The sequence below is a fragment of the Stenotrophomonas sp. WED208 genome, from assembly GCF_040984485.1.
GTDB classification, from domain to species: Bacteria; Pseudomonadota; Gammaproteobacteria; order Xanthomonadales; family Xanthomonadaceae; genus Stenotrophomonas; species Stenotrophomonas riyadhensis.
The window spans coordinates 1993970-2018443 of record NZ_JAZARB010000001.1 but is presented as its reverse complement, the minus strand read 5'-3'; the positions used below and the strand labels follow the sequence as shown (position 1 = coordinate 2018443).

Here is a 24474-nt window from a genome sequence, read left to right as displayed (position 1 = left end):
AAGGCTGTGGAATGACGTGGGTACTGCGTTTCAAGTTGTGACCCGTCGTCATGCAGCCATTAGGCCGCGCAGCTACAACGACGGGGTTGATCTGGATCAATCAGGGGCAGGTTTCCACCGTGCCCCTGACAAATGTCAAACCGATGGTGCGGTGGTGCGGCGGGTCACCCCGCGCTGCCGCACGCTGTCGCGCACGTCCACATCGAACTGCAGCAGAAGCTGGCCGCCATCTTCCAGGGCAATGTCAAATGACAGCCCATCCCGGCACGGCAGCCGCGCCGCCAAGGCCTCGACTGCCGGGCGCGGCAGTACCAGGCGGCAGAAGGTGCCGCCATCGAGCAGCACCGGTTGATCACCGCCATGCAGCGACACCGCCATGCCCCAGCCCTCGATGCCGCCAAAGCGGGTCATGTTCTCGACCGATTCACCGGCCAGCAGGCGCGCCAGTTCGGCCTCGTCCAGGCGAAGCCGTACTGATTGATCCTGCAACTGCACTTTCATGACGCAACATCCTCCCATTGTTCGGGGGTATTGCAGTTGACCAGGCAGGCTTCGTCAACGCTTTCCAGCAGCAGCGCGTGCATCTGCAGGCGGCGCTGGAAGGCCTGTACCGAGCGCGGCCCGTCCGCATCATCCAGCATCGCGGCCAGCACGCTACGAGTGGCATTGTCCACATTCAACCGCATGGGAAAGGGATGCCCGTCAAAGATCGTGCATGCGCCCTGCCCCTCGGCAGCCAGCCGTTGCAGCAGCCGTGGCGCCAGCAACGGCGTATCCACCGCTACCACCCAGGCCGGGCTGTCGGGCATCTGCTGCATCACGCTGTGCAGTCCACCCAGGGGGCCGCAGCGCGCTACCTGATCGGGGATGCCGCCGAAGGCCGGATAGTCACCGCTCACCCAGACCCGACCGGCGCCAGCCTGCAGCAGCAGGCCACGCATGTGTTCCAGCAGGGTGCGCCCCTTCCACGGCAGCAGCGCCTTGTCGCGCCCCATCCGGCTGGACAGGCCACCGGCCAGCACGATGCCGTTGATGGTTCCATTCATGGTAGAGCCACGCCATGCGTGGCTGCAGCGGGCTCAATGCTGGTGGTCGTGCGCATGGTCATGGGCATGTGCGGGCTCGCTGTCCGCATGGCACAGGCTGCAACCCTCGCTCCACTCGCTGTCGCCGTCCTCGTAATGCTCCTGCTTCCAGATCGGGCACTGGTGCTTCACCACCTCGATCAACTGGCGGCAGGCACGGAACGCCTCGTCCCGGTGCGGGCTGCCCGCAGCCACCACCACCGCCACATCGCCAATGCCCAACCGGCCCTTGGCATGGGCCACATACAGCTTCAGCTTCGGACCGAACGTCGCCTCGACCTCCCCGGCCAAGCGCTTGAACTCGTTCAACACCAGCGGCTCGAACAGGTCGTAGGTGATCCCGGTCACCGGCCGGCCGATATTGACGTCGCGCACCTTGCCGATGAACACATCGATGCCACCGAAACCCGGATCGGACACCGCAGCGATGCCCTCGGCCGGATCGATCGCCGCCTGCGCGCGGTCCACCACCTTGGCGATGATCTTCTCGCTCATCGCTCAGCCCCCGCTTACCGGCGGCAGGATCGCCACCCGGCCATCGTCGGGCAGCGCTTCGTGGTCACGCAGCACGCGTTGCTGGTCGGCGAACGCCGAGTAGTCCAGCAGGCCAGCGCGGAAACCCGGCCAACGCGTCGGCAGCAGCTCGCGCAGCGCCTGGCGCAGATCGGCCACGGTGCCACCGGCCACCTCCACCGCGATCTCGCGGCTGGCATCCAGATCGGAGAACGCACCAAACAACTGCAGATTCACCTGTTTCATCATGACTCCTGGCTCGCCAGCTGCACCGGGTCATGGTGACCCCAGCCCTGCACGCGCACGTAGGTGCCAGCGTTGGCCAGGTCTCCCTCGGCCTCCAGCACCACCCAGGCGTTGGCCTGCAGCATGGACATCAAACGGAACGACTCCTGCCCGGACAGCACGCGCGCACTCAGGCGGCCCTGAGCGTCCACTTCCACCCGCGCACGCGCGTGGAAGCGCAGGCCCGGCGGCTTGCGCACGTCGGCCTGCAGCGGCAGCTGCAACACGGTTTCCGGTGCCAGCCCCAGCAGGCGCCGCAGCACCGGCTCGACGAAGAAGCGCTGGCCCACGGCGGCCGACACAGGGTTGCCGGGCAGACCGAAATACAGCGCACCATTGGGCAGCACCGCGAACAACAGCGGCTTGCCGGGGCGGATCGCTACCTTGTGGAACACGATGCGCGCACCACGTCCACGCAGCGCATCGGGAACGAAATCGTAGCGGCCGGCCGACACCGCGCCCGTGCTGATCAGCAGCTGCGCGCCGGCAGCCAGCGCGTCATCCAGCACCGCATTGAACGCCGCCACGTCATCACCCACCGTGCCCTGCCACACCACTTCGGCACCGGCGGCCTGCAGGCGGCCAACCAGATACGGCCGGTTGCTGTCACGAATCTGGCCGGATTCCAGCGTCTGCGCCGCCTCGGTCACCAACTCCTTGCCGGTAGCGATCACTGCCGCCTTCGGCCGCGCCACCACCGCCACCTGGCCCACGCCGATGGCATGCAGCAGGGTACGCGCATTGATATCCAGCACCTGCCCAGCCTGCAGCACGCGCTCGCCTTCGCGTACATCCTGGCCGCGCAGGCGCACGTTCTGGCCCGGCTTCACCGTGCCCTTCAGGGCGATGCGGGTCGGGCGGCCCTCCTCGCTGGCGAGGATCTCCACGTTCTCGACCGGCACCACCGTATCCAGCCCAACCGGCATGCGCGCACCGGTCATGATTTCCCAGGCACCCTCGCCACCTTCGGCGCCGGCATCGCCGGCCGCCTGCCAACCCTGCACCGCGAATTCGGTACCGGCTTCGAACGTCGTGCCGTTGGCGCGCAGCGCGAAACCGTCCATCGCAGAATTGTCGAACGGCGGCAGCGACTGCCCACTGATGATGTCACTGGCCAGAGTGCGGCCGCCGGCCTCATGCAACGGCAGGCGCTCGGCCGGCAGCGGCGTGGCCGCATCCAGCAGGTGCTGCAGGGCTTCGCTATAGGCAATCATCAGTGGCCACCACCATCGACCATCGCCAAAGCGTGGCCCAGCACCGGCGCCAGAATATCGAGGCACTGCGCCGCCGCCTTCGGGCTGCCCGGCAGTGCGAACACCAGCATGTTGCCCAGCTGCACCACCTCGGCGCGGCTCAGCCAGGCCATCGGCGTGTGCTGTGCGCTCAGTGCCCGCACCATCTGCGCCAGGCCATGCACCGGCCGTGCGTTCAAGGAACGCAGCGCCTCCGGGGTCAGGTCACGCGGGCCCAGCCCGGTACCGCCGGTGCACAGGCACAGGCGCACGCCCTCGGCGGCCAGTGCCTGCAGGCGGCCAGCCAACGGCTCGATGCCGTCGGGCAAGATCTCGGCGGCCACGACCTCACCGCCCAGCTTTTTCAGGCCGCTCACCAGGGTTGGGCCGGACACATCTTCATAGGTGCCCTCGCTGGCGCGATCGCTCAGCGTGATCACCGCGCAGGCCGCGCCCTCCAGCCCCTTCGGCGCGCGCGGCTTGAAACGCGCGCGCTCGGCATCGTCCATGCCATCCGGGTGCAGCCACACACCGCGCTTGCCGCCTTCCTTGAACAGCAGGCGGATGCCCTCGATGCGCAGGGCCGGCTCCACCGGCTTGCTCAGGTCGTACAGGGTCAGCAGCGCCGCGTTGACGCCAGCCAGTGCCTCCATCTCCACGCCAGTGCGCGCCTCGCTGGCGCACTCGCACCACACGCGGATCGCCTGCCGTTCCGGTACCGGCGCGCAGAACACCTGCACCAGTTCCAGCGGCAACGGGTGGCACAGCGGCATCAGCATCGAGGCCATCTTGGCGCCCTGCAGACCGGCAATCTCGGCCATCATCAGCGCATCGCCCTTGGGCAGGCGGCGCTCGACGATCAGCGGATAGGCCACCGGACCGGCATGCAGCTCGCCCACCGCCACCGCGCGGCGGCGGGTGATGCGCTTGTCGCGGACATCGGCCATGTGGAAGGCCGCTTTCAATTCCCCACTCATCGTGTTGCTCATCCTCCGATGGAGGCCAGGTGCGGGGTCAGCCCGGTCTGGCCCTGGTGCAGTCCATGCCCGGCCGCTTTCAGGCCGAGCTGCGTGGTGATGCGTGCCAGCAGCGCGTCGTGGTCATCGTCGCCCTGCAGCAGCGGGCGCAGCGGCACGCCGAACTCGCCGAACAGGCACAGCCGCAGGTCACCCTTGGCGGTCACCCGCAGGCGGTTGCAGCCCTTGCAGAAGTCACGCGAATACGGGGCGATGATGCCGATGCTGCCGCGATGGTCGGGGTGGCAGAACTCACGCGCTGGGCCGGCATCGGCCGCGCGTGGACGCTCGCACCAGCCGGCCGCCAGCAGCTGTTCGATCACCACGTCGGCGCGCAGGTGGTGGCGCTGGAAATAGGCCTCGTTGTCGCCGGTGCGCATCAGTTCGATGAAGCGCACGCTGAAGGGGCGGTCGCGCAGGTAGTCCATCCACTGCGGCAGCTCGTCGTCGTTCAGGCCGCGCAGCAGCACCGCGTTGAGCTTGATGGCCGGCAGGCCCAGCGCCTGTGCCAGGGCCAGGCCCTGTTCGATCTCCGGCAGGCGGTCATGCCCGGTGATGGTCTTGAACCGTTCGCGCTGCAGGCTGTCCATGCTCACGTTCAGCGCGGTCAGGCCGGCGCGATGCCAGCCCGGCAGGCGACGCGGCAGCAGCGTGCCATTGGTGGTGATGGCCACCTTGCGGATGCCCGGCACCGCCGCCACGGTGGCGATGATCTCGTCCAGGTCCTTGCGCAGGCTGGGCTCGCCACCGGTCAGGCGGATCTTGCTCATGCCCAACGCGGCAAACGCACGCACCAGGCGCGCGATTTCATCCACCTGCAGGAAGCGTGGGCGGCCATCGGCCTGGTAACCGTCGGGCAGGCAGTAGCTGCAACGGAAGTTGCAGGCTTCGGTCAGCGACAGGCGCAGGTACGGAAAGCTGCGTCCGAAACCGTCGGTGAGTTGGCTCATGGCTGGTCCACCTTGTTGCTCCACCGTCTTGCCTGTGCCCGGAACGGCCCGGAAACCCTCGTCTGCTGGAACGATTGCCAGAGTACGCGGCAGTCAGTTCCATGGGCATGACTTAAATCAATCGTCTTCGGCCCCGCGCGGCAGGCGTTATGGCAGCATGCGGCTTTCCGTGCAGCGGGCGTGTGACAACCCTCATGATGATGAACGATTTCCAGCAGCTGCTGCACGCCGCAGGCCAGCAGGCTGAACCGCAACGCTTGCTGTTCGTATTCGTGCGCGCCGAGCTGCCCGAATCGCCCACCAGCGACCAGCGCGACCGGCATGACCGCCGCGAGGGCGGCACCCTGTCGCCGGTGCTGTGCGTGGACAAGCTGCCGGCCGAGGTGCCCAGTTTCCTGGCGCTGGCGACCGAATCGACCACCACCGGCATCGAGTGGGATCTGGTGTTCGTGGCGGCGCTGGACGGCCGCGCCGGTTTCGCGCCCAACAGCGATGAAGCCGCTCGCCCGCTGCAGCTGATGGTCAACGCCATCCATGACGGTCAGATCGGCCGCTTCGCCGCCTTCGACCGGGGCGGCGAGCCTGTTCAGTTCTATTGAGCCACCAGCTGCAGGGTCAGGAAGAAGATCACCAGCACGGTGTTCAGCCCCCAGGCCACGGTCAGCCCGCGCGCGGCCACGCCCAGGTTGGGGTTGTGCGCAGTGGGCGCCGCCCGCCACACCGCCGGGATGATCCAGCCGGTATAGAGCAGCAACGCGGCGAACACCCCCAGCAGCAGCGACGTGCGCTGGTTGGCCAACGCCCAGAGGGCCACGGCCCACAGAATGTTGCTGGGAATGACGCCCTGCAGCCAGAACACACTCCAGAGCCGTGAACGCCCCGGGGTATCGGGCGCCGGGTGCAGGGAAGCGGTGGCAGTCATAAGTCTCCTTCTGGTTAGGAAACGTGCCTGACCAGCCTGCGCTTGGTGGCTGGGAACGTCAACCCGAGTCGCACGTCGCGCTTTGGCGCCGGCGGGACCCCGCCAGGCTCGACTCAGACTTGCGCGGAGCCTGTCGCTATCGCCCTTCCCCACCCGCACCCTTCCCTCCCCCAACCTCGACACCTGTCGCAGATTGCGCGGTTCGGGCGGATCACCACGCCAGCCCGCGCTGGCAGTGCTTAGCAGCGTGGGAGAATGCCGAAAGCGTCTCCAATCGAGTGATGTTTGCAACTCTTCTGATTGGCATTGCACAGCGCCAGGGGCTCAGATGGCGTGCCACCGGAAAAGGGTGGCCGGGCTTCGAATCCCGTGTTGGCTTTGAGTAAGTGCGCTTGCCAACCGGCGTCACCATGCGTGGCGCCGGTTGGCAATCCGTCTGCCGGCTATGGCGGGCGGTGCGTTGGGGGCGTTCGCGCCCGCCGGCTTGAAGCCAACCCGGATTCGAACCACGTACCGCCCGCCACCTTTCGGGTGGCGGCTACCGATTGCCCTGCACGGAGCCTTGCCATGAACAAATCGAACTTCCCGCACCTGCACGCCGACCACGGCACCACCCACGACGACGGTTCGCCACAGGCTGCGCCTGCAGTGGACAGGAACACCTTCATTGCCAATCTCAACCGCATCGGCTCCGGTGCGGCGGCCGATGGCCAACCCTGGCCGGAGCGGCATCAACTCCCCGGCCGCTGCCTGGCCCTGGCCGATGCCGATTGCGCGTTGAGCGGGTTGCGTGTGGTGCTGGAAATGCTGCTGGCGGCGGAGCGCACCCGCCAGAATGGCGAACCCGAGCAATACGTGGGCGACCGGCTGATGGAGGGGTTGGTACTGGCCTGTCAGTCGTTGTGCGCGCAGGCGGTGGGGCGGTTGCAGCCTGAAGGCTGATCGGCACCCGCTATCCGGAAGCGGTGATGGGCGCCCATGCACTGCAGGAAACGGTGATGCTGATCGACCAACGCAGTCAACACGTGGCGACCTGAGCGCGCAGCCACCACCGCAACTGAGTCACTGGCGGTGTGCTGCTCGCCATGCCGGCCACGCTTCAGCGATCACGCTCACTGCCGACCTCAGGAACAACAAGGCGATCACTGCGCCGACGACAATATCCGGCCAACCGCGCCCGGTCATGGCCACGCCACCTGCGGCCACCAGCACCCCCAGGTTCGCGGCCACGTCATTGCGCGAGCACTCGAACGTGCTCTTCATGTTGATGTTCAACCTGCGGAAACGCCACAGCAGCGCCACGCAGGTGAGGTTCGCCACCAGGGCAATGCCACCGAACACCAGCATCAGCGTGCTGGACGGTGGCACCCCGTTGACCAGCTTTCCGGCCACTTCGAACACGATGAACACGAAGAAGGCCAGGATCAGCAGGCCCTTGGCCAGCGCCGCGCCCGCTTCCCAGCGCGCGCCCCGGTTTACCGCCCACAGGCTCAGGCCATAGACGATGGCATCTCCCAGCATGTCGACCGCATCGGCCTGCAGGGCACTGGATCGCGCGGCAAGGCCCGCGCCGAACTCGATGAAGAACATCGCCAGATTGATTGCCAGCACCGCTACCAGCACCCGCCGCTGGGCGCTGTGCAGCGCTATCGATGCCAGCTCCTGGCGCTTGTGGCCGCAGCACTGGTCCATGGGGGCGCTCCGCCGGGCGTGCCCGGGCTTGAAATGAAAGGGAGCTGCCTTTATCAACCTTGTAGCCCCTACAAGGTCAAGCCCATGACAGCCCCACTTACCATCGGCCAACTGGCCCGCCACACCGGCACCAAGGCAGAGACCATCCGCTATTACGAAAAGATCGGGCTGCTGCAGCCGCCGTTGCGTTCGCAGGGCAACTACCGCTGCTACGGCGCGCAGGATCAACGGCGGCTGGCATTCGTGCGCCGTGCGCGCGAGCTGGGGTTCGCCATCGAGCAGATCCGCGAACTGATCGCCTTCGGCGAACAACGCGAGCACCAGTGCAGTTCGGTGGATGACGTGGTGAAGGCACACATTGCCGACATCGCGCGCAGGATTGCCGACCTGCAGGCGTTGCAGGGCGAACTGCAGCGGATGATCGGCAACTGCCCCGGCGGGCGCGTGGCCGACTGCCGGGTACTGGAAGCCCTGCAGCCTGCGCCGGCTAGCTGAGCAGGAACCGCACGCGATTCGGCACCCGCCTTAGACGCCGGTCGCTCCCGCCGCTTGCGCCAGCTCCGCCGCCAACGCATCGCCCTTGCGCTCGCTGTAACGGTCCACGAGGTAGTCTGCGCGGCCGCGGGTGAGCAGCGTGAACTTCACCAGTTCTTCGACCACATCCACCACGCGATCGTAGTAGGGCGAGGGCTTCATCCGTCCGACTTCGTCGAACTCCTGCCAGGCCTTGGCCACCGACGACTGGTTGGGAATGGTCAGCATGCGCATCCAGCGGCCCAGTACCCGCAACGTATTGACCGTGTTGAACGACTGCGAACCGCCGCAGACCTGCATCACCGCCAGCGTCCTGCCCTGGGTCGGCCGCACGCTGCCGTCTTCCAGTGGCAGCCAGTCGATCTGGTTCTTGAACACGCCGGTCACCGTGCCGTGCCGCTCCGGGCTGACCCACACCTGTCCTTCCGACCAGTGCGACCACTCGCGCAACCGCTGCACTTCCGGATGCCCCTTGTCCACGCTGTCCAGCAGCGGCAAGGCATGTGGATCGAACACGCGCGTTTCGCAGCCCAGATGCTGCAGCAGGCGTTCGGCCTCCAGTGCCAGCTTGCGGCTGAACGATTGCGGCCGCAGTGAGCCGTACAGCAGCAGGATGCGTGGCGGCCCCTGGCGTTCGGCCGCCAACCGCTGGTGATCCGGCTGGGGAAGTGAGGTTGCCCTCAGATGGGGCAGCGAAGGACTTGTGGTCGACTCATTCATTCGACTATTCTAGAAATATGGAAACATCAAATGCAATCGCTGCGCTCACCGCGCTCGGCCACGCCACCCGCCTGGCAGCCTTCCGCCTGCTGGTCGAAGCCGGCCCGGCCGGTCGCATGGCCGGCGACATCGCCGCAGCGCTCCAGGTTCCTCCCGCCACCCTCAGCTTCCACCTGAAGGAACTGGTACAGGCCGGCCTGGTCGAGAGCGAGAGCCAGGGCCGCCACGTCTGCTACCGCGCGAATTTCAGCGCAATGACCGGCCTGATCGAGTACCTCACGCACAACTGCTGCGCCGGTTCGCCCAGCGAACAATGCACCCCGTCAGGCAATCCCTGCAGCTGCTGATTCGGAAACGCCACCATGTCCCGCTCCATCCTGTTTCTCTGCACCGGCAACAGCGCCCGCAGCGTGCTGGCCGAAGCCACCCTGCGCGCATGGGGCGGCGACCGCTTCACGGCCTACAGTGCCGGCAGCCACCCGACCGGCCAGGTCAATCCGTTCGCGCTTGCACAGCTGCGCGCAGAAGGCATCCCGGTCGCGGGACTGCGCAGCAAATCCTGGGATGAGTTCGCTGATGCCGCCCCCATGGATCTTGTGATCACCGTCTGCGATGCGGCGGCAGCGGAAGCCTGCCCCGTGGTGTTCGGTGACTTCATCCGCAGCCATTGGGGCCTGCCGGACCCGGCCGAGGCAGAGGGCAGCGATGCCGACAAGGCCGCCGCCTTCGCCCGCGCGCATGCCATCGTGAAGGCACGCGTGCAGGCCCTGCTGGCGCTGCCCGGGCACGTGTGGCAAGACCGCGGAATGCTGCAGCGGGCACTGGACCAGATCGGCCACCTGCTGCCGGCAGCGCGCACGCCATGAGCACAGCGGCACCCATGGGCCTGTTCGAGCGCCACCTGACGCTCTGGGTCGCGCTGTGCATCATCACCGGCACGCTGCTCGGGCACTTCCTGCCCGTTGCTTTCGCCTCCCTGGCGGCGGCTGAAGTGGCCAAGGTCAACCTTCCGGTGGCGGTGCTGATCTGGCTGATGATCATTCCGATGCTGCTGAGGGTGGATTTCGGTGCGATGCGCCAGCTGGGGCAGCACTGGAAAGGCATCGGGGTGACGCTGTTCATCAACTGGGCGGTGAAGCCGTTCTCGATGGCGCTGCTGGGCTGGCTCTTCCTGCGCCACGTCTTTGCGGACTGGCTGCCCGCCGGCCAGATCGAGAGCTATATCGCCGGCCTGATCCTGCTGGCCGCCGCGCCTTGCACGGCCATGGTGTTCGTGTGGAGCAATCTGTGTCGCGGCGATGCCAACTTCACACTGAGCCAGGTGGCACTGAACGACGCGATCATGGTGGTGGCCTATGCGCCGATGGTGGCGCTGCTGCTGGGGCTGTCGGCCATCACCGTGCCGTGGGATACGTTGCTGCTGTCGGTCGGCCTGTACATCGTGGCGCCGGTGCTGGTGGCCGCGTTGCTGCGCCGCTGGATCCTGTCACGCCATGGCCAGCCCGGGCTGCAGGCGGCGCTGCGCCGGCTGGGGCCACTGTCACTGTCGGCACTGCTGCTGACGCTGGTGCTGCTGTTCGGGTTCCAGGGCCAGCAGATCGTGCAGCAGCCGCTGGTGATTGCGGTGATCGCGGTCCCGATCCTGATCCAGGTCTATTTCACCTCCGGCCTGGCGTACCTGCTCAACCGGCGCCTGGGTGTGGCGCACTGCGTGGCCGGGCCGTCGGCACTGATCGGCGCCAGCAACTTCTTCGAACTGGCGGTGGCGACGGCCGTGGGCCTGTTCGGTGTCCACTCCGGCGCGGCGCTGGCCACGGTGGTGGGGGTGCTGATTGAAGTGCCCGTGATGCTTTCGGTGGTGAAGATCGTGAACCGCTCACGCAACTGGTATGAGGCGCGCGAGCGCGCTTGAGGCGGCCATGCCGGAGGCGGCGGCGTCGCGCCCGAGCCGCCAGTTGCAGCGCAGTGGAAAGCGCCCTGCTGCGAAGGTGACAGTTCAGAAGTCCGTTCACGTTCCTTGATCCATACTCCACGGCACCACGCCGCATGCAGCGGCAAGGCCAGGAGGTTGCGATGAACACTGCACGCTTGTTCGCCATTGCGTTGACCACGGCTGCCGCGCTGGCCGCGGCACCCGCCTTCGCTGATCCGCCGCACCATGCGCGCGGCAACGGGCCACCGCCGCACGCCGGTGGCCCGCACAACCGTGATGCACCGCCGCCAGGCTGGCAGAAGAAGGCCTGGCGTCGCGGCGAGCGCCTGCCATGGGCGGAAGTGGACCGCCGCTACTGGGTGGACGACTACGCGCGCTATCACCTGCGCGAGCCGGGCCGCGACCGGCGCTGGGTGCGCCAGTCCGATAACGAGTACCTGTTGGTGGAGATCGCCACCGGCTTGATCATCGACGCGCTGCATCGCTGAAGCGACTTGCAGCTTCTCCACACGCGGCGAATTACCCCTGCGATGCGGCCCGGCATTCATGCTGGGCCGCAATGAGATGTTCCCGCACATCAACACCGCGGCAAAGAGCCCGATCACCAAAGAGCAGGCGGATGGATATCTCCCGTGTGCTCAGCCTACGGTGATGTCCAGCGCGACGTTGCGAGCACGCGATCAGAAGCATCCAGCTCCACCGACCAGGCTTCGGTATCCAGGCCCAACCGGTTCTCATACCACCATCGCTGCGCACAGCGACCACTGCATCCACTGCTTGCATAACAGGTAAAGGGAATACCGGCGTGCTCCACCACGTCAGGTTGCCCCAGCGCCCGAATGACCTGTGCCCTGCCCGCCCCGACCGGGACCAAGGCAAGCGCATGGCAATGCCTCGCCGAGATCGCCGAGCAACCGGCAATGTACGCCACGGACAGGCCGGCACCGGCCTGTTGCGCCGCCCAGCATCCGTGCTAGCGTGCGCCGTCAAACTCTCCATGAGGTGCAGGATGCGCAATGGAATGCGATGTGGCCTGGTCATGGCCTGCATGGCCCTCACGGCCGCCGCGGCGGCCGCATCACCGGCTGCAACGCCCGGTGATCGCAGCCAGGACTTCGTGCAGACACAGGCGATCGCCGCGCGCTGCCAGAAGACGCTGCCCGGCCTGAAACTGCAGTTGCAGGAGGGCCGCCAGCACTGGCTGTCGACGCTCGACGCTGCGCAACTGCAGGCCGCCGAGGCCTATGCCAGCAGCAAGGAAGGCAAGATTCTGGAAAAAGGCGTGGAACGGGATGCCTCCCGCGCATTCGGTCGCAATACCTTGTCCGCCGCGGCGACCTGCGTTGGCCTGCTCGCCGAATATGGCCCGGCTCATCCGCTGCCCGCCGGAACGGCAATGCCGGCCGACCGGGTGCAGCACTACATGCTGCACTTCGCGCCGATGGCGCTGGCCCGGCTGCAGTGCGCACGCCTGGAGGGCATCGACGTGACAGCCCAGCCCGATGGTTCGGAAACCTGGCAGTACCGGGCCTGCGGCCGGACCGAATCCGTTCGCATGGCCCCGCTCGGGCAGAGCTGGTCGATGAGCGATGCGGACCGCAATCGCCTGTTCGACGCGCTGACCCGATAGGTCGGACGGCATTCCACGGGGCCGCAAGGACGATGTTTCCACCCACCATCTGGACCAGGATGCGATCCATCCTTCCATTGACCGTCTGCACGGCGCTCAGCGCCTGCGGACTGGTGATGGACAGTTCGTTCGACACCCAGCAGCAGGCCATCGACGCCGACAGGGTGAACAAGGGATGGATTCCCGATTGGGTGCCCCACGAAGCGACCAACCTGCGTGAAGTACACGATCTGGATTCAAACACCAGCGCGCTGGCGTTCACCAAGCCCCGTGTGGTGCTGCTGAAGTTGCCTGCCGATTGCCAAGCGACCGCGTCCGGCGACAGCGATCCTGTTGCGTTCGATCGATACTGGTGGCCTGGCAACGCGACGCTCAGCGCGTCGTACCGCGTCTTTCGCTGCGCGCCAGAATCCGGAAAATCGGTCTTCGTCGCCATCAACAGGACCGAAGACCACGTGCTTTTCTGGCGAACTTACGCGCGGTGATGCGTTAGCGCCACCTCACTCCTCCCCAGGACGCCATGATGCCCAACGCACATGCACGCTTCGCCGCCCTCGCCCTCCTCCTCCCGGCGTGCCTGCCAGCCTACGCCGCGAAGAACGCTCCCGCCGACGTCAAGGCGATCGAACAGGTGGTCGAATCCTTCCGCACCTCGCTGATCAACAAGGACAAGCCGACCTACATGGGCCTGTTCTTCTCCGACAAACCGGAAGACATCGGCTGGCAGTTTGTCTCCGAGGATGTGCGCCTGCAGGACATCCGCAAGGCCAAGCCCGATGCGATCAAGGCACGGCGGATTCCCACCAACAACTTCATCGCGCTGATCGACGGCGTCGTTGCGTCGCCGAAACCGAAGGAGGAGACATTCTCCAACACGAAGATCGAGACGGATGGCGATGTGGCCTCGGTGTCGTTTGACTACAGCTTCCACGACGATGGGGTGAAGACCAACTGGGGCAAGGAGATGTGGCAGCTGATCCGCACCGAACAGGGCTGGAAGATCTTCTCGGTGGTCTATTCGATCCGCGATTCACGCAGCCCGGCCGAATAAGTGATCTGTCAGACTGGTGCCCACCGTTCGTCCATGCCAGCCAGACCCGATGACCCGGATTGCCGACCTCAACGCCGACCAGCTCGCCCACCACGCGCTCAACATCTTCATCGCCCAGGGCCGCCATGTGGAAGGCGCCCGCGTGATCTACCGTGCGCTGCAACTGGACCCGCATCATCCCGGTGTGCTGCGCTGCCTGAGCGATTTCCTGGCCCACCAGGGCACCGAGCCCTTCGCGGCGGTGACGCTGGAACACGCCCTGTCGGGTGCCGTTCCACTGAATGACGATGCGCGCCGGATGCTGGATGACCTGCGTTTCCTCGACATCTGGTCCTGGGGGTTTTCTCGGCACGTCTCCGGCGAAGCCAACCTCAGCGGTGAAGCCTTCCAGCAGCGCGAGGACTTCATCTTCGATGGCCCGGCCTATGCGGCTTTCCTCAACACGGTCACCGAGCCGGCCGGTTCGTTGCAGGGCGCCTTCCAGGCCGCAGTCCGTATCTGCGGGTTGATGTCGGGCCTGCTGCGCCATCCGCAGAAGGACAATCCAGCGTTCGATGATGTGCTGCGTTCCTCCGCCTTCATCGAGACCGAGGCATACCCGGCATGGCTGGCCTCGCCGACCGACGATCTGGATGCCCTCGACCAGGCCATCCAGGCGCAGCGCCAGGCCGGCTGAAGGAAAATCCAACGGGCGTCCGACGCTTTCCCGACGCCCGCCTGCACATCCTGTCGTGAGGTCAATTCATGGCAGAACCCGCATGCAGCCACCTCACCCCAGGGACAGCGGCAAGTACCCGCATGGCAAGACCGGCCTTCGCCGCATCTTCCACACGCTGATCCATTCGCGCGACGGTTTCATCGCCACCTTCCGTGGCGAAGCGGCCTTCCGGCAGCTGTTGCTGCTGCATGCACTGCTGATGGTCGCGGCGTTCGTGCTGGACATCAGCACGATCGAGCGGGCCGTGGTGCTGGCCGTCTGCTTCATCAGCCTGCTGGTGGAGCTGCTCAACTCGGCCATCGAAGCGGTGGTCGACCGCATCTCGTTGGACCACCACCCGCTGTCCAAGAACGCCAAGGACATGGGCAGCGCCGCCCAGACCACCGCGCTGCTCATGGTCGGCACGGTGTGGGGCGTGATCCTGCTGGGATAGCTCACGCCCGAGCCGCCGGCCATGACCCGGCGCGCCTCTGGACGGAGGTATTACTGCGCGGCCAGGGCGAAATCCAGACCCGCGCATACCGCTGCCACCTGGGCGTCGTTGCATTCCTGCGGGTTGGTGCGCGGGCTGTCCGGGTAGACCTCGGTGGTGGTGGCAAAGCGTGCGTCGGTGAAGCCGGCGCAGGCGCCGATCGAGCGCGACTCGCCCCAGACCACGCCCGGTGACTGCAGCGGCAGGCCGACCAAGTTGCCTTCGGCGTCGGCCGGGGCGATGTGGGTGACCGGGGCAACGGCGGTGATCAATGCCTTCTGGAATTCCGCCTGCGGATCTTCGCTGTTGCCGATCACGTAGAAGCCATCCGGAATGGTGTCGCGCTCGAACGGCTTGCCGTCGCGGGCGCAGCGCGCCGGATCGAACTCGTGCAGGTCGCTGTCGGTGGTCTCGTGCAGGTCCAGGTGCACCAGCAGGTTCGGCTTGCGCTCAGCCACCCAGCGCATCAGCGCGGCGGCCTCTTCGATCTGGCCGCCGTCACGGAAGCTGCGGTTCGGGTCGATGGCATCCGGGTTCCAGCGCTGGATGCGCTCGTAGCCCCACGGGCTGACGCACGGCGCCACGATCAGGTTCAGCCGGCCCAGGTAACGCTCGGCCTGCTGCTCCAGGAACTGCAGGGCGCCATGCACGCCGCTGGTCTCGTAGCCATGCACGCCGCCGGTGATCAGCGCGGTCGGCAGCGCCGGGTTCCAGTCGTGGTTGACCACGGCGAACAGCGGGTAATGGTCAGGTGCATAGTCCAACTGGCCGTACTGGATTACATCGAAGCTGTCGTCCAGGCGTTCAAGGGCGGCCACCACGTCGTCGTGGTAGCTGCGCTGGCGCTGCTGGCGGGCCCGCCACTGTGCGCGTTCCGCGTCGCCCCAGGGCTGTCCGGGGGTGCCGATCGGGTAGAACTGCGCAACAGTCATTGGGGAACTCCAAGGGTCGAACGGATGGGTGCAGCCGGTCATTCTAAGCCTTGTCGCGCCTGCGGGTCCCCTCCCCCGGCCCCGCCTTCATCCAGCCAAGGTCATCTGGTTGTAAAATCAACGGTTTTTGGCCCCTCACCCCTTGATGGCGAAAGCAGCGCAGCCGGTCCTGGGTGGACCGGAATTCCTCCGCCTGCTCGCCCGTCTCAGCGACGGCGCGATGCCGGCCAGCAGTCCCGCCCTGACCGATCGCCTCGGCCAGTGGGTGGACTGGAGCCGTGCCGTGGCCCTGTCCGGGGCCTTGGGCGGGCGCCTGCCCGAGCCGGGTGAGGCCACCGAAGCGGCCGGGGATGTGCTGGACGACTGCGCCCAGGCCCATGCCAGCCTGCTGGCCTCGATCAGCGAGGATGCCGAGGCCGAGCGCCTGCTCGACCTGGCCGAAGCCGCCGCCGCACCGAACTTCGCCTCGCTGCGCCAGCGCTACCGGGTGCTGCAGCAGGCGATCCAGACCGCCACCGGACGCCTGCGCGGCCGCCTGCGCGACCAGCTGGTGCAGGTTTCACCCGAGCTGGCACGGCTGGCCGAGGTCGATGCGGTGATGGAGCAGACCCTCACCCCGCGCGAGCACAGCCTGCTGGCCACTGCGCCGGCGGTGCTCGGCGCCCGTTTTGAACGCGTGCACGGCCAGCCCGGCTGGCGCGCGGCCTTCCGCCATGACATGCGCACCCTCCTGCTTGCCGAGCTGCAGCTGCGCTTCCACCCGATCGAAGGGCTGCAAGACGCCCTGCGCTCCCACTGACCAGAACACCATGTCCAGAACTGCTTTCCATGTCGTTGTTTTCCTTGTCGGCCTGCTGGCCGTGTGCTGGATCGGCATTGGCTACGTTTCGGTGCATCCGCTGGGTGCAGCGGTGGCGGCGATCATCGCGGCCTGCTACATCGCTGGCGGCGTGGAGCTGTACCGCTACCGCCAGGCCAGCAACGGCCTGCGCAGCGCACTGAGTGACCTGTCCAGCGCGAAGGAAAGCCTTGCCCCCTGGCTGGAACGCGTACCGGTGGGCCTGCGCAACGCCGTGCGCCTGCGCGTGGAAGGCGAGCGCACCGCCCTGCCCGCGCCGGTACTGACCCCGTACCTGGTTGGCCTGCTGGTGCTGCTGGGCATGCTCGGCACCCTGCTGGGCATGATGGACACCCTGCGCGGCACCGGCCTGGCCCTGCAGAGCGCGACCGACATGGCCGCCATCCGCGGCTCGCTGGCCTCGCCGGTCCAAGGCCTGGCGGTGGCATTCGGCACCTCGATCGCCGGTGTGGCCAGCTCGGCCATGCTCGGCCTGCTGGCGGCGCTGCTGCGCCGTGACCGCCTGCAGGCCGTGCAGCAGCTGGACCGTGCCATTACCGGCGACCTGCACCCGTACTCGCAGGCCTGGCAGCGCGCCGAATCGCTTCGACTGCTGCAGGCACAGTCCGCCGCGCTGCCCGCGCTGGTCGACCGCCTGCAGGCGATGACCAGCACCTTCGAACAGCACAGTGCGGCCGCCAATGAGCGCCTGCTGGCCGGCCAGGCCGAGTTCCTGACCCAGAGCCAGGCGCTGCAGGAACGCCTGGCCGTCTCGCTGCAGCAGTCGCTGCGCGAAGGCGCCGAGGCCAGCGCCGCTGCCATCGGTGGCGCGCTGCAGCCGATGGCCGAGAGCACGCTGGCCGGTCTGGCCCAGCATGGTGAGGCGTTGCACGCCCGTGTCGAGCAGGCGGTGCAGCAGCAGTTGTCTGGCCTGAGCGACGGTTTCGAACGCAGCCGCGTCGCCACCGAAGCCAGCTGGGCCAAGGTGGTGAGCGAGCAGACCCAGGCACAACAGGCGCTGGTGAGTGATCTGCGGCAGCACCTGCAGGCCTTCAGCGATGGCCAGGGCACCCAGGCCGAAGCACTGGTCGCGCGCATCGGCGAGCGCCTGCAGGCCGATGCCAGCGGCAATGCCGAGGCCTGGCGCGCCGCCGCCGAACAGCAGCAGGCATTGAATACCGCACTGGTCGAACGCCAGCAGCAGGCATTGCTGGACGCCAGCGAGCATCTGGACGCGCGTGCGCAGGCGCTGCTGCAGGCACTGGAACAGCACCACAGCGCCAGCCAGGCGCTGCTGCAGGATCACGAACTGCAGCGTTCGCAGGATTGGCAGGCCGCGCAGGCCGCCGCCGCGACCGCGCACGCCGAACTGCAGGCCAGCCTGGACAGCCGCGAGCAGCAGCGCCAGGCGCGCTGGGATGCGGTCAGCGCCGAACTGCAGCAGGCCCACGCCGCGCTGCAGGCCCAGCTGCAGGCCGGCGACGAACAGCGCCTGCAGCGCTGGAGCGATGCCCTGCAGCACGTTTCCACGGAGCTGGCCGAACGCCTGCAGGCCAACGGCGAACGCCTGGCCGCGCAGCAGCAGCAGGTCTGCGACACGCTGGCGGCCACCGCACAGCAGATCGGCGAAAACGGTCGCGCCCAGGCCAGTGCCACGCTGGCGGAAGTGTCCACCCTGCTGCAGACCGCGGCCGCTGCACCGAAGGCCGCCGCCGACGTCATCAACGAGCTGCGCAGCACGCTCTCCGAGAGCCTGGTGCGCGACAACGCGATGCTGGAAGAACGCGGCCGGCTGCTGGCCACCGTGCAGACCCTGCTCGATGCGATCAACCATGCCTCGCACGAACAGCGCACCGCCGTGGACGCGCTGGTCGGTGGTTCGGCCGAGCTGCTGGAACGCGTCGGCAACCGCTTCACCGACCATATCGCCGCCGAGACCGGCAAGCTGGATGGCATTGCCGCAGCGCTCAGCGGCAGCGCCGGCGACGTCGGCCAGCTGGCCGGCACCTTCGGTTCCGCTGTCGAGCAGTTCGGTACGGCCTCGGCTGAGCTGTCCGGCCGCCTGGAACAGATCGGCGGCGCACTGGATGCCTCGCTGGCCCGCAGCGACGAGCAACTGGCCTACTACGTGGCGCAGGCACGCGAGGTGGTCGACCTCAGCCTGCTGTCGCAGAAGCAGGTGATGGAAGAACTGCAGCAGCTGGCCACGCGCCGCGGCAAGGCCGGCAGCGCATGAGCGACGAGCTGGAGGTCGACGGCGGCTCACACGCCCCGATCTGGGCCGCCTTCGGCGACCTGATGTCGGTGCTGCTGGGCGCGTTCGTGCTGATACTGGTCGGTGTGGTTGCCGTGCAGCTGGAGCTGTCGCAGCGACTGGACCAGGAAGTGAAGCAGCGCCAGGCCGAAGCCAAGCGCCTGCAGACCCTGGAACAGGCGCTGGCGGGCCCGCTGGCCGCCGGTCGCGTGACCCTGGTCGATGGACGCATCGGCATCAGTGGCAGCGTGTTGTTTGCACTGAACTCGGACCAGCTGCAGCCGGAAGGCCAGGAGCTGCTGCGCAGCCTGGCTGCGCCGCTGGCCGCCTACCTGGGCACGCGCGAAGAGATCCTGATGGTCAGCGGCTTCACCGATGACGCGCCGGTGCGCGAAGGCAACCGGCGTTTCGCCGACAACTGGGAGCTGTCGGCACAGCGTTCGCTGACCGTGACCCGCACGCTGATTGCCGATGGCGTACCGGCTGACGCGGTATTCGCCGCCGCGTTCGGCAGCGAGCAGCCGGTCAGCTCCAATGCCAGCGAAGACGGCCGCGCGCGCAATCGTCGCGTGGAAATCGCGCCGATTCCCAAGCCCAGGGCCCCGGATGCCAAGTAAGCCGCCCGCACTGGAGGGCCTGCGCGCACTGGTGCGCGACCTCGATGCGGGGTCACGCTCGCTGCCGCATTACCCGCAGGTGCCGATGCTGCAGCAGGTGCAGCGCGAATGGTCGGAGCTGCGCAGCGAACTGCAGGTGCGCCGTTCGCTGCGCACCGAAGCCCCCGCCGATGGCGGCCCGCTGAACTCGGCGGTGCTGGTGCAGCGCATGCTGGACACGATGCAGGCAACCAGCCCCGGATACCTGCGCCACTTCATCGACTACGTGGACACCCTGTCCTGGTTGCAGGCGCTGCAGGATGGCGCCGCCAGCGGCGGTGATACCGCGAAGCCGAAGCGCACGCGCAAGCCGCGCTGAACACCGATTGGTAGTGCCGGCCGCTGGCCGGCAGCTGCACATTGCCAGATGGGTCCACGTGGCTGCCGGCCAGCGGCCGGCACTACACGTCCTGGTAGGCGCCTCACAACGAATGAACATGTCACCAGACAGTCATCTGTCTAGCGCACCATTTTCACGTTGACCCACGGCGCCTGCAGCGCCCGCTGGTCGCATCGGTTGTCTCCCCTTCTGAACTCCATGAGCTCCGCACCCCTGCGGTGGCTCGTGCCTGCCTGAGTGTCCGTAACATGACGAAGACTTTGTTGGCCGCTGCGCTGTCGATCGCGCTCGCTCCCGCGGCCTGGGCGCAGGATGCTGCCCCGACCTCCAGCTCGCCCTCCGCGACCAACCTCGATGCAGTCTCTGTGATCGGCAGCGGTGAAGCGCGCCAGGTGCAGCGCATCACCCGCGAGAACCTCGACATCCTGCCGCCAGGCACCAGCCTGCAGAAGACGCTGAACCTGCTTCCGGGTGTCAACGCGCAGTCGGCCGATGCGCTGGGCACCAACGAGCAGTCGATGACCCTCAGCCTGCGCGGCTTCAACTCCACCCGTCTCGGTTACACACTGGATGGCGTGCCGCTGGGCGATGGCGCGTACAACAACTACAACGGCCTGACCATCAACCGTGCGCTGATCAGCGAGAACATGGCCGGCGCCGAACTGGCGGTGGGCATCGGCAGCCTCGGCACGCCGTCCACCAGCAACCTCGGCGGCACCATTTCCTATACCTCCGACCGCCCGGCGCAGGAACTCGGCGGCCGCGTGGTGCAGACCTTCGGCAGCGATGCCAACCGCCGCACCTTCGTGCGCGTGGACAGCGGCGAGTACAACGGCTTCTCCGGCTACGTCTCCGGCATGAATGCCGTCTCCGATCTGTGGAACGACCAGACCGCCTACAACAAATCCACCACCAAGCAGTTCAACGCCAAGGGCGTGTGGAACTTTGGCCGCGGCCAGATCACCGGTTTCGTCGATACCTCGCGCACCACCCAGGCCGACTACTTCTACCTGTCCAAGGACGAGATGTCGCGCGGCCTGGGCTGGGACTGGGGCGGCTACGCGCCGGACTGGAACAAGGCGGTGGCCAAGGCCTACTGCAACACCGCCAGCTTCAATGCGAAGAAGTGCGACAACAGCGGCCCGGACAAGGATGCCGACGGTGCCTTCACCGCCGGCCAGATCCTGCGCGATGACAACCTGTACTACCTGGCCGGCGATTTCTTCCTGGCCGATGGCTTCAGCCTGCGGGCGCTGGCCTACCACCACGATGACCGTGGCGAAGGCCACAACTGGAACAGCGGCGCGTGGTCGAACAAGGGCACCGCGCAGGAGATCCCGATCATCTTCCGCAACACCATCTACACCATCGACCGCGATGGCGGCACGCTGTCGTTCGACTGGGAGCTGGGCGCACACCGCATCGAAGGCGGCGTCTGGTACGAGCGCAACGCCAGCAGCGCCGAGCGCTACCAGACCGCCGTGGACGGCCCGCGTGACCTGAGCGGCATGAATACCCTGCCCTCCGATGTGGGCGTGTTTGCCCAGCGCACCCGCTGGAAGACCCACCAGTTCTTCCTGAAGGACACCTGGCGCCTGCTCGATGACCGCCTGACCCTGGAGTTCGGCGCCAAGAGCCCGCACGCCACCTCCGATGCACAAGCACTGCCGGGCGATGCGAAGACGCCGATCTCGCCGACCTCCAACAACCAGTTCGCCACCGGTTCGTTGAAGGCCAGCAAGAATTTCCTGCCCAGCATCGGCGCCAACTTCCGCCTGGCCGAGCACCACGAGATCTTCGCCAGCTACGCCGAGAACATCGCCATGTTCCAGGGCGGCTTCAAGCTGGGCCCGCAGGCGGTCAGCCAGGCCACCTGGAATGCGCAGGGCAACCTGAAGCCGGAGGAGTCACGCTCGCTGGAAGCCGGCTACCGCTTCGTCACCGATACCCTGCAGGCCTCGATCGCGGCCTACAGCGTGCGCTTCGACAACCGCCTGCTGCAGTACAACCCCTGTGACTCGCGCCAACCGGTCGGCCCGACCTGCGGCAACCGCTTCTACAACGTTGGCGGCGTCGACAGCCGTGGCGCCGAGCTGACCGTGCTGTGGACCCCGAACGAGCACTTCAGCTGGTACACCTCGGCCTCGCTGAACCGTTCAACCTACGCCTCCAACTACGTGCAGGCCGGTGTCGAGCAGCAGATCAAGGGCAGGATCCAGACCGATACGCCCAAGCAGCTGCTGGCCACCGAGATCACCTGGCGCGACAACGGCTGGTTCGCCAGCCTGCGTGGCAAATACACCGGCGAGCGCTTCTACACCTACACCAACGACCAGGGCTTCGGTGGCTTCACCGTGTTCGATCTGGCCGGTGGCTATGACTTCGGCCAGGTCGGCTTCGCCAAGGGCATGCGCCTGTCGTTCAACGTGACCAACCTGACCAACAAGCGCTACGCCAGCAACCTGGATTCGAGCGTGTTCGCGCCCAGCGACCCGGCCGGCAAGCTGTATGTGTTCCATGCCTCGGCACCGCGCCAGGTGTTCGGTACGATCGACCTTCGCTTCTGATTGACCGCCCGGAGTCCACCGATGTTCGCGACCGCCCTGCTGCTGGCCACGCTCTCCGCCAGCGGATACTCCGCTCCCCACGAGGCCGCTGGCGCACCGCCACGCACCCTGCAGTTGGGCGGTCGTACCTACGTGGATAAAGGCCTGGTCGCCGCCGGGCGGCTGCCGGCGGGCACGGTGGACTTCCTCGGCGACACGCTGGGCTCGTTCTCGTCGCTGGCGGTACAGCCTGGCACCTGGAAGCGCACCGCCAGCGGCTACGAAGGCGTGCTGTGGACCCTGCCCGACCGCGGCCGCAACGACCCCGAGGCTGGCCTGTTCTACGACTACGCCGGCCGCGTGGAGCGCATGCAGCTGCGCATCGACATTGCCCCAGGCAAGCCCGGTGCGCTCGGCGCGCTGACGATGGTGCCCGACAAGGGCGTGGTACTGAAGGATTTCAACGGGCAGCCGTTCACCGGTGCTGACCCGGGTGAGCACACGATCACCCAGCGCGATGTGGTGCTGCCCTCGCCGGCCAGCGGCGCAGGCGCGGGCAAGGTCTCGCTGGATGCGGAATCGCTGCAGTTTACCGCCGATGGCCACTTCTACATCGGCGACGAGTACACCGCCAACGTCTACTACTTCGATGCGCAGGGTCAGCTGCAGGGTGTGATCGTGGCACCGCCCGCGATCAGGCCGCAGCGCGAGGGCAAGCCAGCGTTCGGTTCACTGGCGCCACCGCAGACCGGCCGCCGCAACAACCAGGGCGTGGAAGGCATGAGCCTTTCGCCCGACGGTACCCGCCTGTTTGTCGCCCTGCAGAGTGCAACGCTGCAGGACAGCGCGGAGGGCAATGCGGCCGGACGCATCAACACCCGCGTGCTGGTCTACGACGTGACGGTCTCGCCGACGCCACAGCAACCGATCGGCCATTACGTGATGGCCCTGCCCGCCTATGCACATGACGGCAAGGGCAAGCTGGACCGCACTGCCGCGCAGAGCGAGCTGCGCGCGCTGGATGCCCACCGCTTCCTGCTGCTGGCCCGCGACGGCAACGGTCTGGGCAAGGATGGCGACGACCCGATCGTCTTCAAGTCGGTGCTGCTGGTGGATGTGTCCGGTGCCAGCAACCTGGCCGGCAGCTCCTACGAAACCGGCACGACCTCGGTACTGGCTGATGCGGCGGACACCACGTTGAAGGCCGGCATCGTGCCCGCACGCAGCGATGAACTGCTGAACCTGCTCGACCGCCCGCAGCTCGCGCGTGCCGGCCTTGACCTGGACACCAAGCGCGGCCCGCATGTCGGTCTGCTCTCGGAAAAGTGGGAAGCCATGGACGTGCTGCCTGCCTTGGACCCGCAGCATCCCAACGACGTGCTGTTGCTGATCGGCAACGACAACGACTTCATCGCCCGCCACTGCCGCATGCAGGGCCAATCCTGCGACAGCCCGTACGACAACGACAACCGTGTACTGGTGTTCCGCCTGACGCTGCCCTGACTGCAACGGGTATTGCCGCAACCGTCTCGCTCGAAAGCCTGGTAGTGCCGGCCGCTGGCCGGCATCACGCCCAGACCGACCACGCATACGGATAATCGCCAATCTACCCAGCAACACCTGCGCGTACCGGACTCCCCACGATGTACAGCGCCTGCTCAGCCCTCACCGCAACGGATAGTGCCGGCCGCTGGCCGGCATCACGCCCAGACCGACCACGCATGTGGGTACTCGCCAATCTGCCCGGCAAGATCAGCGCGCACCGGATTCCCCAGGATATACAGGGCTTGCCGCGCCAGCGACTCCTCAGCCCTCACTGCATGATCGAAGTAGCCAGGCTGCCATACCGTACTTCGACGGCCAGCCAGGCGATTCAAGGCAAGCGCGCTCGACGACTTCATTCGGCGCGCAATGCCTGAAAGGGGACCTCCGCGCAGCTCGAACATCCAGTGGACGTGATCCGGCATGACGACCCATGCGAGTGACTGCACCAGCCCCCGACGTTCGATGTAATGGAACTGGTCGATTACACATGCCACTGCAGCTTCGCTTTCAAAGAGCCGGCGGCGCTGATGTGTGGCCGTTGTCAGAACGTAGACCTGACCGACAATGGAACGCCGGCCCAGGCGGAGGCGATGGCTGCTCATGCCCCATG

At 67.0% G+C, this 24474-nt stretch carries 30 protein-coding genes; 18 read left to right on the top strand and 12 right to left on the bottom strand.

All coding sequences use genetic code 11. The features are described 5' to 3' along the window. Positions 1 to 135: 135 nt before the first annotated feature. Genes VPH47_RS08995 through moaA form a run of 7 tightly spaced genes read right to left on the bottom strand, consistent with a single transcriptional unit; the run spans position 136 to position 5081 of the window. Positions 136 to 501, bottom strand: coding sequence for a hypothetical protein (locus VPH47_RS08995; protein WP_368850559.1), 366 nt, complete (start codon positions 499 to 501; stop codon positions 136 to 138). Next, positions 498 to 1046, bottom strand: coding sequence for a molybdenum cofactor guanylyltransferase (locus tag VPH47_RS08990; protein WP_197611963.1), 549 nt, complete (start codon positions 1044 to 1046; stop codon positions 498 to 500). The genes VPH47_RS08995 and VPH47_RS08990 overlap by 4 nt, the downstream gene beginning before the upstream one ends. A gap of 33 nt (positions 1047 to 1079) precedes the next feature. Continuing rightward, the gene (locus VPH47_RS08985; protein WP_368850558.1) at positions 1080 to 1580 is read right to left on the bottom strand and encodes a molybdenum cofactor biosynthesis protein MoaE; all 501 of its coding nucleotides are present in this window, start codon (positions 1578 to 1580) and stop codon (positions 1080 to 1082) included. 3 nt (positions 1581 to 1583) lie between these two features. Next, on the bottom strand, positions 1584 to 1844 hold the full coding sequence (locus VPH47_RS08980) for a MoaD/ThiS family protein (RefSeq protein WP_049462752.1): 261 nt from the start codon (positions 1842 to 1844) through the stop codon (positions 1584 to 1586). Then, complete coding sequence (gene glp, locus VPH47_RS08975) at positions 1844 to 3097, bottom strand: gephyrin-like molybdotransferase Glp (protein WP_110712543.1); 1254 nt, start codon at positions 3095 to 3097, stop codon at positions 1844 to 1846. The genes VPH47_RS08980 and glp overlap by 1 nt, the downstream gene beginning before the upstream one ends. Beyond that, the gene (gene moaCB, locus VPH47_RS08970) at positions 3097 to 4092 is read right to left on the bottom strand and encodes a bifunctional molybdenum cofactor biosynthesis protein MoaC/MoaB (protein ID WP_368850557.1); all 996 of its coding nucleotides are present in this window, start codon (positions 4090 to 4092) and stop codon (positions 3097 to 3099) included. The genes glp and moaCB overlap by 1 nt, the downstream gene beginning before the upstream one ends. A gap of 8 nt (positions 4093 to 4100) precedes the next feature. Further along, the gene (gene moaA / locus VPH47_RS08965; RefSeq protein WP_368850556.1) at positions 4101 to 5081 is read right to left on the bottom strand and encodes a GTP 3',8-cyclase MoaA; all 981 of its coding nucleotides are present in this window, start codon (positions 5079 to 5081) and stop codon (positions 4101 to 4103) included. A gap of 194 nt (positions 5082 to 5275) precedes the next feature. On the opposite strand from moaA, the gene VPH47_RS08960 reads away from it, so the two are divergent. After that, positions 5276 to 5680: a ribonucleotide reductase subunit alpha gene (locus VPH47_RS08960; protein WP_094000758.1), complete on the top strand. Its 405-nt coding sequence runs from the start codon at positions 5276 to 5278 to the stop codon at positions 5678 to 5680. Here the strand turns inward: VPH47_RS08960 and VPH47_RS08955 are convergent. After that, positions 5674 to 6003, bottom strand: a complete 330-nt coding sequence (locus VPH47_RS08955) for a hypothetical protein (protein ID WP_368850555.1) — start codon at positions 6001 to 6003, stop codon at positions 5674 to 5676. The genes VPH47_RS08960 and VPH47_RS08955 overlap by 7 nt on opposite strands. Positions 6004 to 6570: 567 nt before the next feature. Here VPH47_RS08955 and VPH47_RS08950 point away from each other — a divergent pair. Next, positions 6571 to 6945, top strand: a complete 375-nt coding sequence (locus VPH47_RS08950) for a hypothetical protein (protein WP_368850554.1) — start codon at positions 6571 to 6573, stop codon at positions 6943 to 6945. 120 nt (positions 6946 to 7065) lie between these two features. On the opposite strand, the gene VPH47_RS08945 is transcribed toward VPH47_RS08950, so the two are convergent. Next, positions 7066 to 7695: a cation transporter gene (locus tag VPH47_RS08945; RefSeq protein WP_180855515.1), complete on the bottom strand. Its 630-nt coding sequence runs from the start codon at positions 7693 to 7695 to the stop codon at positions 7066 to 7068. An 84-nt stretch (positions 7696 to 7779) separates the two neighbouring features. Between VPH47_RS08945 and VPH47_RS08940 the strand changes: the two genes are divergently transcribed. Continuing rightward, positions 7780 to 8190, top strand: coding sequence for a helix-turn-helix domain-containing protein (locus tag VPH47_RS08940; protein WP_153855514.1), 411 nt, complete (start codon positions 7780 to 7782; stop codon positions 8188 to 8190). A gap of 30 nt (positions 8191 to 8220) precedes the next feature. Here the strand turns inward: VPH47_RS08940 and arsH are convergent, their stop codons facing one another. Next, entirely contained in the window at positions 8221 to 8949 is a 729-nt protein-coding gene (gene arsH, locus VPH47_RS08935; protein WP_368850553.1) for an arsenical resistance protein ArsH, read from the bottom strand. Between the two features lie 17 nt (positions 8950 to 8966). Between arsH and VPH47_RS08930 the strand changes: the two genes are divergently transcribed. The 9 genes from VPH47_RS08930 to VPH47_RS08890 all read left to right on the top strand — a co-directional run bounded on the left by VPH47_RS08930 (position 8967) and on the right by VPH47_RS08890 (position 14714). Further along, entirely contained in the window at positions 8967 to 9296 is a 330-nt protein-coding gene (locus tag VPH47_RS08930) for a helix-turn-helix transcriptional regulator (protein WP_065723473.1), read from the top strand. Between the two features lie 15 nt (positions 9297 to 9311). Then, on the top strand, positions 9312 to 9815 hold the full coding sequence (locus VPH47_RS08925; RefSeq protein WP_368850552.1) for an arsenate reductase ArsC: 504 nt from the start codon (positions 9312 to 9314) through the stop codon (positions 9813 to 9815). Positions 9816 to 9829: 14 nt separating this feature from the next. Beyond that, positions 9830 to 10861, top strand: coding sequence for an ACR3 family arsenite efflux transporter (gene arsB, locus VPH47_RS08920; RefSeq protein ID WP_368851575.1), 1032 nt, complete (start codon positions 9830 to 9832; stop codon positions 10859 to 10861). A 161-nt stretch (positions 10862 to 11022) separates the two neighbouring features. Then, entirely contained in the window at positions 11023 to 11370 is a 348-nt protein-coding gene (locus tag VPH47_RS08915; RefSeq protein WP_032129966.1) for an RcnB family protein, read from the top strand. A gap of 560 nt (positions 11371 to 11930) precedes the next feature. Continuing rightward, positions 11931 to 12512 carry a hypothetical protein gene (locus VPH47_RS08910; RefSeq protein WP_368850551.1) on the top strand — a complete coding sequence of 194 codons (582 nt, stop codon included), beginning with the start codon at positions 11931 to 11933 and terminating at the stop codon, positions 12510 to 12512. A gap of 59 nt (positions 12513 to 12571) precedes the next feature. After that, on the top strand, positions 12572 to 12997 hold the full coding sequence (locus tag VPH47_RS08905) for a hypothetical protein (RefSeq protein WP_368850550.1): 426 nt from the start codon (positions 12572 to 12574) through the stop codon (positions 12995 to 12997). Between the two features lie 35 nt (positions 12998 to 13032). Then, positions 13033 to 13563 (top strand): nuclear transport factor 2 family protein, encoded by a 531-nt coding sequence (locus VPH47_RS08900; protein ID WP_368850549.1) that lies wholly within the window; start codon positions 13033 to 13035, stop codon positions 13561 to 13563. A gap of 49 nt (positions 13564 to 13612) precedes the next feature. Then, complete coding sequence (locus VPH47_RS08895) at positions 13613 to 14239, top strand: hypothetical protein (RefSeq protein WP_368850548.1); 627 nt, start codon at positions 13613 to 13615, stop codon at positions 14237 to 14239. Positions 14240 to 14321: 82 nt separating this feature from the next. Continuing rightward, positions 14322 to 14714: a diacylglycerol kinase gene (locus VPH47_RS08890; RefSeq protein WP_008265627.1), complete on the top strand. Its 393-nt coding sequence runs from the start codon at positions 14322 to 14324 to the stop codon at positions 14712 to 14714. A gap of 50 nt (positions 14715 to 14764) precedes the next feature. Here the strand turns inward: VPH47_RS08890 and VPH47_RS08885 are convergent, their stop codons facing one another. Continuing rightward, positions 14765 to 15685: a M14 family metallocarboxypeptidase gene (locus VPH47_RS08885; protein ID WP_014037468.1), complete on the bottom strand. Its 921-nt coding sequence runs from the start codon at positions 15683 to 15685 to the stop codon at positions 14765 to 14767. Positions 15686 to 15830: 145 nt separating this feature from the next. Between VPH47_RS08885 and VPH47_RS08880 the strand changes: the two genes are divergently transcribed. The 6 genes from VPH47_RS08880 to VPH47_RS08855 all read left to right on the top strand — a co-directional run bounded on the left by VPH47_RS08880 (position 15831) and on the right by VPH47_RS08855 (position 23822). Then, positions 15831 to 16484, top strand: a complete 654-nt coding sequence (locus tag VPH47_RS08880) for a DUF3348 family protein (RefSeq protein ID WP_088026226.1) — start codon at positions 15831 to 15833, stop codon at positions 16482 to 16484. Positions 16485 to 16494: 10 nt separating this feature from the next. After that, complete coding sequence (locus VPH47_RS08875) at positions 16495 to 18759, top strand: DUF802 domain-containing protein (protein ID WP_368850547.1); 2265 nt, start codon at positions 16495 to 16497, stop codon at positions 18757 to 18759. Beyond that, complete coding sequence (locus VPH47_RS08870) at positions 18756 to 19394, top strand: OmpA family protein (RefSeq protein ID WP_097047766.1); 639 nt, start codon at positions 18756 to 18758, stop codon at positions 19392 to 19394. Before VPH47_RS08875 ends, VPH47_RS08870 begins: the two co-directional genes overlap by 4 nt. Beyond that, positions 19312 to 19752 carry a DUF2894 domain-containing protein gene (locus tag VPH47_RS08865; RefSeq protein WP_343126103.1) on the top strand — a complete coding sequence of 147 codons (441 nt, stop codon included), beginning with the start codon at positions 19312 to 19314 and terminating at the stop codon, positions 19750 to 19752. Before VPH47_RS08870 ends, VPH47_RS08865 begins: the two co-directional genes overlap by 83 nt. Positions 19753 to 20021: 269 nt before the next feature. Then, entirely contained in the window at positions 20022 to 22340 is a 2319-nt protein-coding gene (locus tag VPH47_RS08860; RefSeq protein ID WP_368850546.1) for a TonB-dependent receptor, read from the top strand. A gap of 21 nt (positions 22341 to 22361) precedes the next feature. Next, on the top strand, positions 22362 to 23822 hold the full coding sequence (locus tag VPH47_RS08855; RefSeq protein ID WP_368850545.1) for an esterase-like activity of phytase family protein: 1461 nt from the start codon (positions 22362 to 22364) through the stop codon (positions 23820 to 23822). 197 nt (positions 23823 to 24019) lie between these two features. Here the strand turns inward: VPH47_RS08855 and VPH47_RS08850 are convergent, their stop codons facing one another. Next, a complete protein-coding gene (locus VPH47_RS08850) occupies positions 24020 to 24466 on the bottom strand; it encodes a transposase (protein WP_368850544.1) in 447 nt (148 codons plus the stop codon). Positions 24467 to 24474: the final 8 nt, after the last annotated feature.

Coding starts and splice junctions, on each gene's coding strand:
- VPH47_RS08995 (WP_368850559.1), bottom strand. CDS start 501: ATGAAAGTGCAGTTGCAGGATCAATCAGTACGGCTTCGCCTGGACGAG.
- VPH47_RS08990 (WP_197611963.1), bottom strand. CDS start 1,046: ATGAATGGAACCATCAACGGCATCGTGCTGGCCGGTGGCCTGTCCAGC.
- VPH47_RS08985 (WP_368850558.1), bottom strand. CDS start 1,580: ATGAGCGAGAAGATCATCGCCAAGGTGGTGGACCGCGCGCAGGCGGCG.
- VPH47_RS08980 (WP_049462752.1), bottom strand. CDS start 1,844: ATGAAACAGGTGAATCTGCAGTTGTTTGGTGCGTTCTCCGATCTGGAT.
- glp (WP_110712543.1), bottom strand. CDS start 3,097: ATGATTGCCTATAGCGAAGCCCTGCAGCACCTGCTGGATGCGGCCACG.
- moaCB (WP_368850557.1), bottom strand. CDS start 4,092: ATGAGTGGGGAATTGAAAGCGGCCTTCCACATGGCCGATGTCCGCGAC.
- moaA (WP_368850556.1), bottom strand. CDS start 5,081: ATGAGCCAACTCACCGACGGTTTCGGACGCAGCTTTCCGTACCTGCGC.
- VPH47_RS08960 (WP_094000758.1), top strand. CDS start 5,276: ATGATGATGAACGATTTCCAGCAGCTGCTGCACGCCGCAGGCCAGCAG.
- VPH47_RS08955 (WP_368850555.1), bottom strand. CDS start 6,003: ATGACTGCCACCGCTTCCCTGCACCCGGCGCCCGATACCCCGGGGCGT.
- VPH47_RS08950 (WP_368850554.1), top strand. CDS start 6,571: ATGAACAAATCGAACTTCCCGCACCTGCACGCCGACCACGGCACCACC.
- VPH47_RS08945 (WP_180855515.1), bottom strand. CDS start 7,695: ATGGACCAGTGCTGCGGCCACAAGCGCCAGGAGCTGGCATCGATAGCG.
- VPH47_RS08940 (WP_153855514.1), top strand. CDS start 7,780: ATGACAGCCCCACTTACCATCGGCCAACTGGCCCGCCACACCGGCACC.
- arsH (WP_368850553.1), bottom strand. CDS start 8,949: ATGAATGAGTCGACCACAAGTCCTTCGCTGCCCCATCTGAGGGCAACC.
- VPH47_RS08930 (WP_065723473.1), top strand. CDS start 8,967: ATGGAAACATCAAATGCAATCGCTGCGCTCACCGCGCTCGGCCACGCC.
- VPH47_RS08925 (WP_368850552.1), top strand. CDS start 9,312: ATGTCCCGCTCCATCCTGTTTCTCTGCACCGGCAACAGCGCCCGCAGC.
- arsB (WP_368851575.1), top strand. CDS start 9,830: ATGGGCCTGTTCGAGCGCCACCTGACGCTCTGGGTCGCGCTGTGCATC.
- VPH47_RS08915 (WP_032129966.1), top strand. CDS start 11,023: ATGAACACTGCACGCTTGTTCGCCATTGCGTTGACCACGGCTGCCGCG.
- VPH47_RS08910 (WP_368850551.1), top strand. CDS start 11,931: ATGGCCCTCACGGCCGCCGCGGCGGCCGCATCACCGGCTGCAACGCCC.
- VPH47_RS08905 (WP_368850550.1), top strand. CDS start 12,572: ATGCGATCCATCCTTCCATTGACCGTCTGCACGGCGCTCAGCGCCTGC.
- VPH47_RS08900 (WP_368850549.1), top strand. CDS start 13,033: ATGATGCCCAACGCACATGCACGCTTCGCCGCCCTCGCCCTCCTCCTC.
- VPH47_RS08895 (WP_368850548.1), top strand. CDS start 13,613: ATGACCCGGATTGCCGACCTCAACGCCGACCAGCTCGCCCACCACGCG.
- VPH47_RS08890 (WP_008265627.1), top strand. CDS start 14,322: ATGCAGCCACCTCACCCCAGGGACAGCGGCAAGTACCCGCATGGCAAG.
- VPH47_RS08885 (WP_014037468.1), bottom strand. CDS start 15,685: ATGACTGTTGCGCAGTTCTACCCGATCGGCACCCCCGGACAGCCCTGG.
- VPH47_RS08880 (WP_088026226.1), top strand. CDS start 15,831: ATGGCGAAAGCAGCGCAGCCGGTCCTGGGTGGACCGGAATTCCTCCGC.
- VPH47_RS08875 (WP_368850547.1), top strand. CDS start 16,495: ATGTCCAGAACTGCTTTCCATGTCGTTGTTTTCCTTGTCGGCCTGCTG.
- VPH47_RS08870 (WP_097047766.1), top strand. CDS start 18,756: ATGAGCGACGAGCTGGAGGTCGACGGCGGCTCACACGCCCCGATCTGG.
- VPH47_RS08865 (WP_343126103.1), top strand. CDS start 19,312: ATGCCAGCGAAGACGGCCGCGCGCGCAATCGTCGCGTGGAAATCGCGC.
- VPH47_RS08860 (WP_368850546.1), top strand. CDS start 20,022: ATGACGAAGACTTTGTTGGCCGCTGCGCTGTCGATCGCGCTCGCTCCC.
- VPH47_RS08855 (WP_368850545.1), top strand. CDS start 22,362: ATGTTCGCGACCGCCCTGCTGCTGGCCACGCTCTCCGCCAGCGGATAC.
- VPH47_RS08850 (WP_368850544.1), bottom strand. CDS start 24,466: ATGAGCAGCCATCGCCTCCGCCTGGGCCGGCGTTCCATTGTCGGTCAG.